The following is a 13,558-nucleotide window of genomic DNA, read 5'->3' on the forward strand; positions in this document are numbered from 1 at the left end:
CTTACAGCAGGCATGTTTAGCCCTTAGTACTCAAACTGCGCCATAATGGCGCAGTGAGGTTGTTGACGAAGTGGGATAAAAGCGTGGTTTTTCCCGCTCCGTGTTATCAGCTGAAAATCAATAAATTGATTTTCCTCGTTTATTTCAAAAACTTTAACGACTGCAGACAAACAAAATAAGTCTGTCTGCAGTCTGACCGTGCCATAGTGGCGCGGTTCACATCCTTTCATTTAATAGTCCCATATACCATTAAATCGTTTTTCATTACTGGCAGTATAAATAACGGTATGCGCGATATTTCTGTGCCCTAAATAATCTTGAATTAAGCGTGTATCACGCCCTAAATCAGCCAAAGCATAACCGCAGGCATGACGTAACATATGCGGGTGTACTTTAATTGATAACTTCGCTTCTTGCCCATATTTTTCAATTAAACGAAAAATCTGGCTGCGTGATAATGGCTGATTTTTTTGTGATAAAAAAACCCACTTATTGTCTTCTGAAACGATTTTTTTACGCTTAGATAACCATGTTATTAAAGCTTCATATTCTTCTGGAACTAGAGGTTGTACAGTCGAAAGCCCTGATTTTAAACGCTTAACATAAATGACTTTTTGCTTCATATCGATATCATCAAGGGATAGTTGACGTAATTCACTTACCCTAAAACCATGCAAAAAACCCATTAAGAACAAACAATAATCCCTTTCTGGGTGCCTTCCATTCTTTGTTGCAGCAAGCAATGCTTCAACTTCTGCTTGAGTCATAAAACTTCTTTTTTTCATTTTCTTCCCTTAAAAAATGATCACCTCAACCTAATTTATATCCGATATCTATCATTGTAGGCTCCACAGATTAGACTTTTATTATCCTTTTCGATACTCCTACAGAGGAAGATTTTTTACACTTTAATATACGATAACGTATTGTTATGCGTTAACTAGCGAGCAACCCATTGAAGCATTAAAATACTTTTTGTGGATACTAAATAAGTAGTACTAAGTTTTAATCGAAAACCAATGGCACTTCTCTACTAGAAAAATGGACAGACTCTATGAAATATTGGCCTTATCCAAAAATTGTCGCTCATCGTGGTGGTGGTAAACTTGCTCCAGAAAATACATTAGCTGCAATAGATGTCGGTGCGAGTTTTGGTCACACCATGATTGAATTCGACGCAAAGCTTTCTCTCGATGGTCAAATTTTTTTACTACACGATGACACGCTTGATCGAACTAGTAACGCTTACGGTATTGCCGGTGAATTAAATTGGCAACAATTATTGAAAGTCGATGCAGGGAGTTGGTATAGCAAAAAGTTTGCTGGTGAGCCATTACCTCTACTTGCTGAAGTTGCAACCCGTTGTCAGCAACATGCAATGATGGCCAATATTGAAATAAAACCAACAACCGGTTTAGAAGCTGAAACAGGAAAAATGGTTGCTCTTGCAGCACTTCAATTATGGCAAGGACAAACTGCACCACTCCTCTCTTCTTTCTCAATTGAAGCACTTGAAGCAGCTCAACAGGCAGCTCCAGAGCTGCCAAGAGGGCTATTATTAGATCATTGGCGCGATGATTGGCATGAACTGACAACACGACTTAATTGTGTGTCTATCCATCTAAATCATAAGTTATTGGATGAAAAACGAGTTAAACAATTAAAAAACGCAGGATTACGTATTTTAGTGTATACCGTCAATAAACCTGCTCGTGCAGCCGAGTTATTAAAATGGGGAGTTGATGCAATTTGCACCGATGCAATTGACGTGATCGGTCCTGATTTTAATTCATAAAACTTTTTTGCTATGCAGGTTAAACAATAACCTGCATGTTCTGCCCTACTCACAATTACCAATTGAGTAATATTTGTCGAAAATCACAATGTATTTGCGGCTTTTCTTTTTTAAACGAATATCTCGGTATTCCTGATGAGGTAATAAATAAAACACATCTGGCGTTTCATCTTCACTGACTTGACAGCTATCATGTAGGATCACCCTAAAATATGTATTGCCAGTATTTTTTAGTACCCCTTCATTCGGATTACTTTCATACTTAAAGTTAGGTTGTTTAGGTCTGACAACAAAGTAGGTTTCTAAGCTGATTGTTGGGTAAAACAAAGGCGATTTTTTTTGATTTACGCTGCTTTGTGCCTCAAACGGGGTTTCGCTAATAATAATTTTGTAATAACGTTCTTTATCATCGACTTTGCCACGATAAAAAATCTTAAAGAACTCTTGTTCTTTTGGTAGTAAGATTTTTTTCAATGGCGTAAAAATGATCTCACCACCACTCATCTCTTTCCCAATTTCATGGCTACCAGGCCGATCGATTTTATAGGCGCTAAAGCTATATAGATTGGTAGTTTTTGTATCATTAATGTACGATTTTGCAAAAAAGGTTTTATCCGCTTCCATCGAAGAAATATCGGTATCGATATATAAGGCATAAGCATTGTTATAAAATAAACATAATATTATGAATAAAATATAAGAACTTAATTTTGCTTTAATCATGTTATCACTTATGCCTACACGGCTAATATTAATGAACATCAGGCCCAGTCCAAATTGCTTTAACCGTCACTGTACCACTTGCTGATACCGTTCCTAGCCAATCAATCCCATCCAATGTAAACAATGAATTTGAATCATTCATTGGAAACGATAAGTCCAAATTAGTACGATAAAAAGACCCAAGGTCTTGATTCGGCTTATCCCATGGTGTTTCTGACCATAAGGCATTTTTAAGTGATATTTCATTGCTATCACAGCTTGCTCGATATGATGCTTCACTACCATTTTCATTTTTAAATGAAAGATAAGCAGAGAATGGCACTTTAAATTTTTCATCGTCTGATGAGAAAAGGCAATAAGTTTGCCCTTTTAAAGCTACAGAAGGGCCATCGACTTTAGCGGTAATTGAATCGGCTTGACGAAAGCCGCTGGTAGTAACGATATAGTTGAACTCAATAGGCGGTTCATCACTACCAACTTTTCCTGTTTTAGATTGAACAGGATTAAAATCGGCTGGAATAATACTGATCCCATAGTCTCTTGGTTTAATGATCATCTTATTTGATGGTGTAAACTCATAATACCCTGATTGTGGTACCGCCGTATTAGTAAATGAAAAGGTGAAAAAATCTTGGCTATTAGTAAAGTCAACATTACGACTAATGAGTTGTTTAAAAAAGGTATTTGATAGAAATATAGAGACATGTTTATTCGTCGGTTTAAAGTAATAATTCGCCTGATATGTTGAGTTATAATTGTACCAACTATTAGTGCCGTCATCAGGCCCTATCAAAATTGTATTTCCTCCGGGGGTGAAAGGAATTAATGTATTATTGATTTTCAAACTCAATCTAATATTAGTAAAGATGTCACCTTTAGTTTCCTGATCAATAACTTGACAAATGATCCCACTTTGATTTGAAATAATCCCGATACGACAAAACTCAGATCCTAGTCCTATGCTTGGATTTCCATTACTATCAATAAAAATTTCTTGTAGTGCGCCTGTCGATGTCAGTTTTATATGACCAGATTTAGTAATATTAAATTCATGCGAGGCAATGATAGTACCGCCAACAGCTTTACAAGATCCGCCTTTACTTGGGTCATAATCGGTTTGTGTCATACAAGCTCGATAGCTATATGTCTCGGTAGTATTAACAGGTAATTGTAGAAAATATTGATATGCGGAATCACTAAAGATCCCCCTCGCATAATTAGATTCGCCACGAACATCACTCTGTACAATTTTATAGGCTCCGTCCTTGCCCATATATTGAGCAGGCCAGTATCCCGAACTATCGGTGCAAGAGTTTCTCATGCACCGATTACCCGTAAATGGCCGATCTATCGGTGAATTTTCTAACCAAATATCAACATTTTGATTAGCTCGAATACTGGTATTCACATACCCCATATAACCTAAACTTAACTGTGATGTCCCTGAATAACGAGTGTATTTATTCGACCCAGAGAAACGTGGATCGGTCGATCTCGGGGTAATAAAATATTCATCATCAACGTTATTCTCAATGAATACATAACTATTAGTCACATTCGCAGCTTGTACAGTTCCTGCCATGAAACCATTCATAATGGTACAAATAAGAAATACAAAGAGTCTATTTTTATGCATTAGTAAATTCTCACTATCTTTTCGCAATTGAAGATTGAGGTTCACAAGTCACATCACCAACCCACAAAGCACCTCTAGCACCTTGTAGATTTAAATCTGCCTCACAAATTGTTTTTTCATCTTCTTGTAATAGCGAAATAACTGGGTAGCGAACATCAACATCCATCGAAAATTCACCATTTTTATCCGTCTTCGTCCTTCCAATATGGTTACGTATTGAAGCATATTTAATAAATTCACCATCTGGTGATTTAAGACGGCCGAATACAGTGATTAATTGCCTAACTTCTGGCTGATAAAATGCAATATTACCTGGATATAATGTGACAGACTTATTCCGCCCAGAAACAATATCGAAACTATCTTTTGATTTTCCATCATTCATTAATTGAATGTCGTAGTCAGAATAAGGTGATAGTGGAATAAACGTATTTTTCCCACTAATTGGATAATTTTGACCATTTACTTTTGCAACCATACTTCCACTACCGTTGATCTCAGAGTTAATAATCACCCCTGATTTACCTTGTTGACCACTTGGCGTCACCATCCCATTGCTATAAGCGACTGAGCCACGTGAAGTATAGTTACCATTAAGCCTATCATTATCAGGTCGATTTAGCGTGACCGTACCTGAGTTATATTTCATATCGTAAGAAGCATAAGCTAACGTTGAGAAATCTGACTCTCCATTATTTTTATCCCGTACTAGTTTAGAGACAGACACCCCTGCATTCGTAATTACAGAATCATTAAAATTTTTATTCGCATAAATATTGGCTTTTACATTGCCATTAGTTGAAGAAACACCTGTACTGAGCCAAGTTGATAATGGTAATGAAAAATCAAGATTGATATATTTTTCATTAGTACTGCTTTGATTATCATAATGATAACGCTGAACACCAGCCCTTAACCCAACGGTTCCGTAGCGACCTGAAAATAATGTATTCGCATATTCATAGTTAATGGAATTGCTGCCAACACGGCGATCTCGGGTATTACTAATGGTAAAACTGCCAGCTCTGTCGATCACTTTATCAAAGTTAAAAGTACCACCATAAGAATAGCTATCTGCATCATAAAGTGGTAAATCCCCTTTGATAACAGTCTTCTCTCTTGATGCCCATAATGATGCATATCCATCAGGCAAATTGACAGTAATAGTACCAATATTTCGATGGCTACCATGATTTTCTAACATTCCTTGCCAAGAAACTGATAAATGCTCATTTAAAGCAACATTAACACTAGTTTCATTAACTAAAAATTTGTCAAAACCATAGTTAGACATGGTTAAGCTTAAGCCGGAGAATATAGGGAAACTTTTTGCGATCGAAGCACCTAATAAATAGCTTTTATCTGGTGTTTGCGTATGTGAATTTTCACCTCGTACATAGCTTTTCTTATCGAAATCAACATAACCACCATAAATTTCCCAATTGGTCTTATCAAAGTTTCGTCCAATAGCGCCAAACGATTTATTAATGGTTTGGTTTTGTGTCGTCACAACTTTACCATCAACAACGGTTTCAATCGTGACTTCATAAATACCATAAGGTAATACACTAGTATCAACCTCATAGTTACCCATAGGAAAATTTTGAATATTTAATAGCTTACCTTGTCGGTAAATTCGTACTTCGCCAGGACTATTCAAGAAAGCATAAATTGGTGTCAACGATTGTTGCTTATTAACCATGAGGCTTGAGGAATTATTACCAATTGACGCTGCATAAATTTTGCTACTACTTAACGTTGTCAAACTAGCAATAGACTGTAAATTCCATGTGCTCATTAACCCAAGTGCAAAGCGAAAACCATTAAAATCTCGCTCGTACATTGCACGATAGAGTTCAACATTCGAGTTTGATTTACCAATACTATAAGCAGATGCATTAACATTCACATGATGTTCTGCAAGAGCAAATAATGTATCTAAATTGAAATAACTACTAGAGGTATTTTTAGCATTTTTGACTTGGCTTTGAAAAACACCAAGATCATAGTTAGCCACTGCGGAGACTGAATCAACAGATGAATTTCCTAATGACGATTGCCTAGTTCGTTCTTGAGGTGCAAATGCTTGCCTATCAACATCTAAAGATAAATTAAAAGAAGAGATATTCAACTGCAATATTGCATCGTGACTCATCACGATACTATTACTTTCATTAAAAAAAACATTTTGTTGATTATCGATTTTCTCAACTAATTGGTCATTTAATTTAGGTCCTTGCGTATTATCAATAAGATGAATACTCGATAGCTTTATCTTATCCTGATCGATAACAATCACTGCATCCGCTATTTTATCTTCACTTTGATTATTTTTATCTGCATCATTTAAGCGTAAGAATACAGGTACAGTCATGCCTTCCTCTAAAGCCATAACAAATGCAGGAGGAATAATATACCCACCAACTTTTATACTCTTCATTCCATTAGCATTAATAGAGCCTGAAAAAATAACACCCATTATTGATATAGCAACAACACTCTTACGCATGATTAAAGCCCATTCTAATTATTTGACAACAATGAACTCTCCTTTGTGCCAAATACCTACGCTAGATTTTTTATTTGAGAGATCGACAAGCTGTAATTTCACGGCTAAATGGGGCATAAGGTAATAACGCTCGCGACAAATACCATCTACACCACTTTCTTTCTTTGTAGCCAAACATGGACCAGAAGCAACAATTCGGAAAGAGCTATTACCTAAATTAGAAATTTGCGAATTCTCATATTTGTAATCAAATCGTTCAATTCTTGGGGCAACAACCAATATGGTGCTAATAGTTGCAGACGTTGTAGCCGATGCCGACTTAGCGCTTTCAGTTGCTCCGCTTTCACCAATTGGATCGTCTTTCCAATTTAATCGGTAATAACGCTCTTTATCATCTTTTGGACCTTGATATATAATCTTAAAGATATCCTTTGCATTACCCGGTAAAATTAAATTAGCAGGGGTAGATAAAATTTCATTGGGATCACTAATTGATAAAACCTTCCCGTTTTCTAATGGGGAATCAATTTTCTCAATACTCAAATTAACCAATCTTGCAGTAGTAACCGTATTCTCTACTTCTTTAGCTAATGTGCTATCATCAGAGTCAATAATTTCAGTAATATTGCCGACATTAATGGCTAAACTACTTTTAAGTGGTAATAACAATAAAATAATAACTAAAGTTATTTTTTTCATGATAATAATTCAAAAATAATGACGATAAAGATACTATTTCCATATACTATCTTTATCGCGGTATTAAACGTCATACATCAGGTTACAGCATTAGTTAAACTAACCAACTTTTAGTATTTCATTGGTTGGTTGCTTTAGCTGTTCTTGAAATATTCAATATATGTTTATATCTATTAAATATTATGGCGCTGGAGCTGGAGTAAAATCACCATCCCAACTTGCTGTGAATTGAACTTTCACATCACCATCCCATGTACCATCGGTCAGTGATTTAAAATCAGCTGATGCGCCTTTCGCTTCCGCGCTAGCAATAACGAATGTAAATTCACCGCGATCGGTTGCACGATCAGAACCGTCATAAATACCTTTAGCTGCTAAATTATCTAAACCTGAAGTCAGATTTTTAGAAGTATCAATCAAAACAGTATCGGTTGTTTTGCTCAGATCTTCACCATTCCATTTAACACCAACAGTCAACTTAGAGTCGTCAGTTGTTCTTGCTAATGTATTAGCAATAATTTTTGATGATAATTTAAAATCTGTTGCTCCCGCTTGCCCTTGAATAGCAATATCAAAAGCACCGTTTTGTTGGTTAAAGCTTTTTTGCCCTTCTGCATAATTAAAGGTTAAGCTTTTTAATGGGGTCACAACTAGCATACTAGTTGTATCTTTAATAGCAGTTGCCTGCCATGACGCCGTGGCTTGTGCAGTACGTGTATCTGCATGAGCAACGGTTGCAAAAGAAGCAGCAATAATAGTGGATAGCAATACAGACGACACTTTTTTATTGAACATATTATTCTCTCTATTCATATCTGTGACAAAATTAAATACATAGTACAAAGAATACTGTTATCAGGATCCTTTATTAAATGTAATTAATTAGAATTATAAAAATAAAAACCTAACTTTCGAATTAATTCGAAGCTATTTTAAAAACTGGCATCCATGCTAATTTTACCCTCCTTACTTGGAAGTACCTATTTCATCAATAGGTAGTGCTAATCAAAAACTCAATTTATTTTAAATAAATGTTCATTTCTATGATGCTCCAGATTAAACTCAGATAACAAAAAGACTAATTCCACAATTTATTAGAGGTATTGCCGACGATTTGATAGTATGTTCTATCTTTATTGATAGCATCATTTACCCGATTATTATCGTGTTCATCCATGACCGTATTAAATAAATCTCGCCATGATTTATTTAAAACAACCAAAATACTGTCGACTATTTCAAAGGTTAGCTTTGTTTGCCCAGTTTCATAACGAGATACTTGCTGCTGGCTGACCTTTAACATTGTCGCTAACTGATACCCTGATAGGTTTTTTTCTTTTCTTATTTTTCTTATATATAGCCCTATTTTTCTGTTTATTTCATCTGCAAGATAATCCATAAATCCCAGCCTTATATAAAATAAGTATATTAATCAGTATGCGTTAATAAATGCAGTTAAAGTCATGTGCAAATATTTTGTAAGCAGATAGTAAAACCAACTGATAGCTTTGTATAATTGATTTAGGAAATCAAAGTCTATAAATAAAGAGTGGGAAGCTATTAAAACGGGGCACTTTTACATTTACTCAAGAAACAAAAACAAAAACAAAAAACCAACAATAACAATGCGTTATAAAAATAACATATAAAAAAAAAGGTTATTTATTTACATTTAGACACAATTGAAAATATTCACACAAAAAATATACTCACATACCGTTTATTTTGACCGAAAAACACTCTAACAAAAAATAATCTTATGTTCAAATTACTCGTAATATGCGTTTTATGTATTGATAATATCTTTTTTAAGATTTATCTTAGCAAGATATAATATATGTATTGAGCTGTGTCCTACCTAGAAATGCGCTATTTTGTAAATAAAATGTAATAATAAAACCGTAGTGTACACGTTCTATAATCACATCAACATAGCTAAAAACGCTACTCTCGATATTTGTTATTTTGAAGAACTAATTTCAGCTCATCACTGTACTACAGTGAGATCAGATAACAGAATAATTACTGTAATTTTAAAAATCATAATGAATGAGCTGATCACTACTTATATACTCTAAATAATTCGAGGTGCAGGTAGGCGACAAGCGAAGGTAGACGGGGGCATAGATAAACACAGTGACTCAGCTAGCTAAACAAAGTCACTTATACCTCAACGAAAAGCTCTGCAACTTGAAGTATGACGAATATAGCCAACGTCATACTAATAAGTATGCAACACACACTGCAAAACATTTTAGATTATATGTTTAAAATCAATCATGCCCAAGAATTCTTTGAACTTTTACTCAGTATTTTCAAATAAATACTTTCGCTCTCTATTGATTGCTCAAGTTCCAACTGATTGTTAACGTTAACAGTTTTGTTTATAAAATCGGCCCAATTGCCGTTTAACTCTATCATCAGCTGATTAATTAACGTGATATTGAAGTTAACTCTCCCTGTCTCATAACGAGACAATTGCTGTTGACTAAGCCCTAATCGTTGAGCTAATTCATAGCCTTTTATTCGCTGTTTTTTTCTAAGATTTTTAAAGTACAATGAAACCATGCTATTTAAATCACTATTATCCATAATCACCTCCTTTTATGACTATAATTATTCACCTATTATACAAGAAAAAAAATAGCTCTACTCATTTAAATTATTTCAATAAGTAAATCACATAAAATTTATCTTACAGCTAGTTTATTAATTTAGTCAAATGATAGTAACTTAAATTTATTTTTTAGAAAAAAACGTAGATATAATGACAAAAACAACAATAAAAATGACAATTTTACATAAGTTAATAAATTTCAAATATTAACACACTTAGAAATAACAAAAGCACTAGACATACTAGTGCTATTTTTAATAAAACATATAATTAATCTAATCTACCTTGCTTTGCAGATCCTGATCAACTGCTATCAATAAAGCAAAAAACTCATCAAGCTTGACATTAAGTAATATTAATCCGCGAATCAAAGTGTCAATATCAATACGATTCACCCCTCGCTCATACCTAAATAATTGCTGTGCACTCACATTCAATAAATAAGCAAAATTGGTGATAGTATATCCTTGCTGTAAGCGTAATGCTTTTAGCTGCTGACCAGCCTTATAGGCCAATGGATACTTTTTATTCATTTCATACTTTCTTAAATTAGCTATTGTCATAAAGGTCGAATCTTAGTTATTTTATTGATAAAAAGTTAGCATTTTATAAAAATGACAGTAAAACTACTGCGCTACCCGAATAATTACCAGGTTTAACATTACCTGACGTTTCTAATTCTGAAGTGAAGGTAAATGGTGAAGAAAGATTATTTCCAGATGTGTTAATATAAGCCCCACCCCATCCATCCTGACCATTAATAAATGTCATTGAATAAAGTGTTTTCTCAGAATTTAAATATACATTTTTTTCACCTGTTGATGAATGAGAATATAATTTCAGTGCTCCCGCTTGAGTACAATTTATACTCCCTGTTATCGATTTTTTACTTCCATTTAGATTGTTATTACTCAGAGAGCCATGATCAATTGTCGGGGGTAAATTAATACTGCAATGCTGATTTATTGGTGGTAATTTACCACAAGTACTTCCAGGCCATTTAATACCTTGACCTGCAGTACTCATTGTTGGCCTGGTTCTGATATAAAATAATCCCACACATGTTGCATCTGATGAAGCTATTGTAAATGTGAAATTATGGGGCAAAGGAAATTTCTGATTATATGCTTCAGCAACTTCCTTTCTAGTTCGATACCCTCCTATCTGCAAACAATTTCCAGCCTCAATGCAAGAACCATACAAACCTGGAGTTCTTCGTGGATATAATACATCAGGCCCAACCCAACATTCCGGCAAACCATAACAAGGATTCAATGTATTATCATCTTCACTCCAAGCAATAATACGTTGCTCTACTCTGACCCCTAACCAATCTGTCCACATTTTTACAGGCATAACAAAGGCACCCGCATTAGCTAAACGGTATATCGAAAACAAAGATATACCCAATATCAACATCAAAAATTTCTTCATTTCATTTCTCTAATTGAACATAAATTAAAGGATTAAATTTACTCATACTCTAATTTAAATGTTGCCGTCGCTGTAAATTCTCCTAGCACTAAATTTTTATTTGCTAGGGCTTGTGGCTCACCTTGTACATAGGCACTAAAATCAAGGACATCATTACCTTTTTTTAATGGTTTAGAATAAACACCACTATTAATCGCTAATAAGTTTCCTGTGGCATCATTAATGGCTATTCCAACACCTTTAGCCTGACTTGAATCATCTAATGCAAGTAATTTTGGTAGATGCTTATCTTCAACACCCATAAAAGACACTTTAACTTCTTTACCTACGGACAAATCGCAATTAATAAGATGTATTGAAAATGGCTGACTCCAACTTCGTGTATTTAAATATAAGTATTTATCAATAATAGTGCCAAAATTTAATTCTATATTGTCATCACCAGGCAATATATCGCAGGCATCCTCAATTAAGACCCCATCAAAATTCACCGTTGTATCAGAAAAAGATAGGCAACTAAAAAATATGATTAAAATTAGTGATATACATCTAACTAGCTTAATGGCTATCATCTTTTATTCCGTTAGTTATTGGAAATCGATCATTAATGTTCCTGTGGCAGTGAAATTATCAGCAACTAATTTATCGCCAGATTTTTTAATAGGGACAGCTGAAAGCTCAGGAGGCGACTTAATATTGATTGAAAAATATTCATTCAGAGGTTGAGGCTTGCCCGAATTTTGCAGTTGAATACCCAGTTTATCTTTATTGAGAGCTGTTCTAGTGCTTAGTGTTGATTTATCAAAACCATTACCTGCTAGCTGCCCACTAAATTTCAGACTCACATCCCATGGCTGATTAATATCCCCATCACACTTCAATTGATAAGGAATATCCTTTTTAAAATTAATACCATCAATCTTGCGAATCGCAACTTTACCAAATGAAATATTAATTGGATTTTCTTGTGATAATTGGCACACAGGAGGAATAATCAGCTTTCCATCAAATTGCCAATTTGCTTGCGACATATGGATATCAACTATAAATATAACACAATAACCAACCAGCCTTAGCAATAGCTTTTTTACATATAACTTAAACATAGATTGCCCTTACTGATACTCAATTTTCAGTGTTGATGATGCAGTAAAATAACCACCATCTATCTCACTATAATTTGCCTTATCATTTTTGATCGGGGCAGCCTCTAACTTTGGCAGACTGTTATAATCAATCATTATTGGCTGATTAATCGCTTTTCGTTTATCACCGACAAAAAATATAATGCCTAATTTTTCATTTGAGGTCTTTAGTGCACCATTGTATTCAAATGATGTCGTATCGCCTTGCAATGTCATTTTTAAACTATTTTTTAATAAATGGTTACAAGACAACTTCAATGGAACTGACCTTTTATAGTTTTCACCATTTATTCTTGTAAGTAGAATATCACCAAAATGGACAATTTCACTCTGATTATTATTTACAATACAATCAGGTGGAGAGTTAATTAAATTCCCATGTAAATTGATATCAAAAGACGTTGCATAAGCACAAGACATACTACTTGCTAAATAAACAAAAAGGAAAGTTGTATAGTTTTTCATTTTCATAATTCTACTGATAGTTAATAATCATTGTCATATTGCCAGTAAACTTACCATTTTCATTAAATTCAGATTTACTTGACTTTACTGGTACAACATACAATTTAGGTGAATTATTATATGCAAAGTTAATACTACTATTATTATTTAGCTGAGTACTGTCATGATATACGGCTATACCAAAACTTTTATAATTCGTTGATATTACTGATTTCCCATCAATTATTGTTTCATTCCACTTCAAAATCATATTGAGGGAGTTTTTCGCTAATTCTTTACATTGCAAATCATACTCTATAGGTAATCGTTTATAGCCCGTACCATCAATTAAAATGTCATAAACATCACCAAAATCGACATCGATTGTTTTTCCACCATTAACCGTACAGTCAGGTTCTCCATAAACAGAGACCGTTATCTTCACATTAGAGACATAATCATCCGCAAGGCTATTCACTGGCCCCATCGAAATGGCAGCTAAGGATCCAATAATAAAATAGCTTAAATACTGAAAGAATGAATTAGGATTTTCCAT

Annotated in this window: 15 protein-coding genes; 1 reads left to right on the top strand and 14 read right to left on the bottom strand. The window is 34.3% G+C overall.

The window, feature by feature from the left end:
- Positions 1 to 230: 230 nt before the first annotated feature.
- Positions 231 to 785: a tyrosine-type DNA invertase gene (locus AC3Z9T_RS13425; protein WP_490126620.1), complete on the bottom strand. Its 555-nt coding sequence runs from the start codon at positions 783 to 785 to the stop codon at positions 231 to 233.
- A gap of 269 nt (positions 786 to 1,054) precedes the next feature.
- Here AC3Z9T_RS13425 and ugpQ point away from each other — a divergent pair, with 269 nt between their 5' ends.
- Entirely contained in the window at positions 1,055 to 1,795 is a 741-nt protein-coding gene (gene ugpQ, locus AC3Z9T_RS13430) for a glycerophosphodiester phosphodiesterase (protein WP_490126621.1), read from the top strand.
- Positions 1,796 to 1,840: 45 nt separating this feature from the next.
- Here the strand turns inward: ugpQ and AC3Z9T_RS13435 are convergent, their stop codons facing one another.
- The 13 genes from AC3Z9T_RS13435 to AC3Z9T_RS13495 form a co-directional block, all read right to left on the bottom strand.
- Positions 1,841 to 2,518: a fimbrial protein gene (locus tag AC3Z9T_RS13435; protein WP_490126622.1), complete on the bottom strand. Its 678-nt coding sequence runs from the start codon at positions 2,516 to 2,518 to the stop codon at positions 1,841 to 1,843.
- Between the two features lie 28 nt (positions 2,519 to 2,546).
- Positions 2,547 to 4,112: a fimbrial protein gene (locus AC3Z9T_RS13440; RefSeq protein ID WP_490126846.1), complete on the bottom strand. Its 1,566-nt coding sequence runs from the start codon at positions 4,110 to 4,112 to the stop codon at positions 2,547 to 2,549.
- A gap of 55 nt (positions 4,113 to 4,167) precedes the next feature.
- Entirely contained in the window at positions 4,168 to 6,663 is a 2,496-nt protein-coding gene (locus AC3Z9T_RS13445; protein ID WP_490126623.1) for a TcfC E-set like domain-containing protein, read from the bottom strand.
- An 18-nt stretch (positions 6,664 to 6,681) separates the two neighbouring features.
- The gene (locus tag AC3Z9T_RS13450; RefSeq protein ID WP_490126624.1) at positions 6,682 to 7,362 is read right to left on the bottom strand and encodes an EcpB family pilus assembly chaperone; all 681 of its coding nucleotides are present in this window, start codon (positions 7,360 to 7,362) and stop codon (positions 6,682 to 6,684) included.
- Positions 7,363 to 7,542: 180 nt separating this feature from the next.
- Positions 7,543 to 8,157 carry a common pilus major fimbrillin subunit EcpA gene (gene ecpA / locus AC3Z9T_RS13455; RefSeq protein ID WP_490126625.1) on the bottom strand — a complete coding sequence of 205 codons (615 nt, stop codon included), beginning with the start codon at positions 8,155 to 8,157 and terminating at the stop codon, positions 7,543 to 7,545.
- A 283-nt stretch (positions 8,158 to 8,440) separates the two neighbouring features.
- A complete protein-coding gene (locus AC3Z9T_RS13460) occupies positions 8,441 to 8,761 on the bottom strand; it encodes a helix-turn-helix domain-containing protein (protein ID WP_490126626.1) in 321 nt (106 codons plus the stop codon).
- Positions 8,762 to 9,639: 878 nt separating this feature from the next.
- Positions 9,640 to 9,954, bottom strand: coding sequence for a helix-turn-helix domain-containing protein (locus AC3Z9T_RS13465; protein ID WP_490126627.1), 315 nt, complete (start codon positions 9,952 to 9,954; stop codon positions 9,640 to 9,642).
- Positions 9,955 to 10,254: 300 nt separating this feature from the next.
- Positions 10,255 to 10,542 carry a helix-turn-helix domain-containing protein gene (locus tag AC3Z9T_RS13470; protein WP_490126628.1) on the bottom strand — a complete coding sequence of 96 codons (288 nt, stop codon included), beginning with the start codon at positions 10,540 to 10,542 and terminating at the stop codon, positions 10,255 to 10,257.
- Between the two features lie 43 nt (positions 10,543 to 10,585).
- On the bottom strand, positions 10,586 to 11,413 hold the full coding sequence (locus AC3Z9T_RS13475; RefSeq protein WP_490126629.1) for an MrpH family fimbial adhesin: 828 nt from the start codon (positions 11,411 to 11,413) through the stop codon (positions 10,586 to 10,588).
- 38 nt (positions 11,414 to 11,451) lie between these two features.
- Positions 11,452 to 11,985, bottom strand: coding sequence for a fimbrial protein (locus AC3Z9T_RS13480; RefSeq protein ID WP_490126630.1), 534 nt, complete (start codon positions 11,983 to 11,985; stop codon positions 11,452 to 11,454).
- Positions 11,986 to 12,000: 15 nt separating this feature from the next.
- Positions 12,001 to 12,519: a fimbrial protein gene (locus AC3Z9T_RS13485; RefSeq protein ID WP_490126631.1), complete on the bottom strand. Its 519-nt coding sequence runs from the start codon at positions 12,517 to 12,519 to the stop codon at positions 12,001 to 12,003.
- Positions 12,520 to 12,528: 9 nt separating this feature from the next.
- Positions 12,529 to 13,023: a fimbrial protein gene (locus AC3Z9T_RS13490; RefSeq protein ID WP_490126632.1), complete on the bottom strand. Its 495-nt coding sequence runs from the start codon at positions 13,021 to 13,023 to the stop codon at positions 12,529 to 12,531.
- Positions 13,024 to 13,033: 10 nt separating this feature from the next.
- Positions 13,034 to 13,558 carry a fimbrial protein gene (locus AC3Z9T_RS13495; protein WP_490126633.1) on the bottom strand — a complete coding sequence of 175 codons (525 nt, stop codon included), beginning with the start codon at positions 13,556 to 13,558 and terminating at the stop codon, positions 13,034 to 13,036.

The organism is Providencia sp. 6390 (genome assembly GCF_058148425.1).

Excerpts from the sequence above, each read along its gene's own strand:
- AC3Z9T_RS13485 (WP_490126631.1), bottom strand. The coding sequence starts at position 12,519 with ATGTTTAAGTTATATGTAAAAAAGCTATTGCTAAGGCTGGTTGGTTAT.
- AC3Z9T_RS13495 (WP_490126633.1), bottom strand. The coding sequence starts at position 13,558 with ATGGAAAATCCTAATTCATTCTTTCAGTATTTAAGCTATTTTATTATT.
- AC3Z9T_RS13460 (WP_490126626.1), bottom strand. The coding sequence starts at position 8,761 with ATGGATTATCTTGCAGATGAAATAAACAGAAAAATAGGGCTATATATA.
- AC3Z9T_RS13435 (WP_490126622.1), bottom strand. The coding sequence starts at position 2,518 with ATGATTAAAGCAAAATTAAGTTCTTATATTTTATTCATAATATTATGT.
- AC3Z9T_RS13470 (WP_490126628.1), bottom strand. The coding sequence starts at position 10,542 with ATGACAATAGCTAATTTAAGAAAGTATGAAATGAATAAAAAGTATCCA.
- AC3Z9T_RS13490 (WP_490126632.1), bottom strand. The coding sequence starts at position 13,023 with ATGAAAAACTATACAACTTTCCTTTTTGTTTATTTAGCAAGTAGTATG.
- AC3Z9T_RS13475 (WP_490126629.1), bottom strand. The coding sequence starts at position 11,413 with ATGAAGAAATTTTTGATGTTGATATTGGGTATATCTTTGTTTTCGATA.
- AC3Z9T_RS13465 (WP_490126627.1), bottom strand. The coding sequence starts at position 9,954 with ATGGATAATAGTGATTTAAATAGCATGGTTTCATTGTACTTTAAAAAT.
- AC3Z9T_RS13445 (WP_490126623.1), bottom strand. The coding sequence starts at position 6,663 with ATGCGTAAGAGTGTTGTTGCTATATCAATAATGGGTGTTATTTTTTCA.
- AC3Z9T_RS13450 (WP_490126624.1), bottom strand. The coding sequence starts at position 7,362 with ATGAAAAAAATAACTTTAGTTATTATTTTATTGTTATTACCACTTAAA.
- AC3Z9T_RS13425 (WP_490126620.1), bottom strand. The coding sequence starts at position 785 with ATGAAAAAAAGAAGTTTTATGACTCAAGCAGAAGTTGAAGCATTGCTT.
- AC3Z9T_RS13440 (WP_490126846.1), bottom strand. The coding sequence starts at position 4,112 with ATGAATGGTTTCATGGCAGGAACTGTACAAGCTGCGAATGTGACTAAT.
- ecpA (WP_490126625.1), bottom strand. The coding sequence starts at position 8,157 with ATGTTCAATAAAAAAGTGTCGTCTGTATTGCTATCCACTATTATTGCT.
- AC3Z9T_RS13480 (WP_490126630.1), bottom strand. The coding sequence starts at position 11,985 with ATGATAGCCATTAAGCTAGTTAGATGTATATCACTAATTTTAATCATA.
- ugpQ (WP_490126621.1), top strand. The coding sequence starts at position 1,055 with ATGAAATATTGGCCTTATCCAAAAATTGTCGCTCATCGTGGTGGTGGT.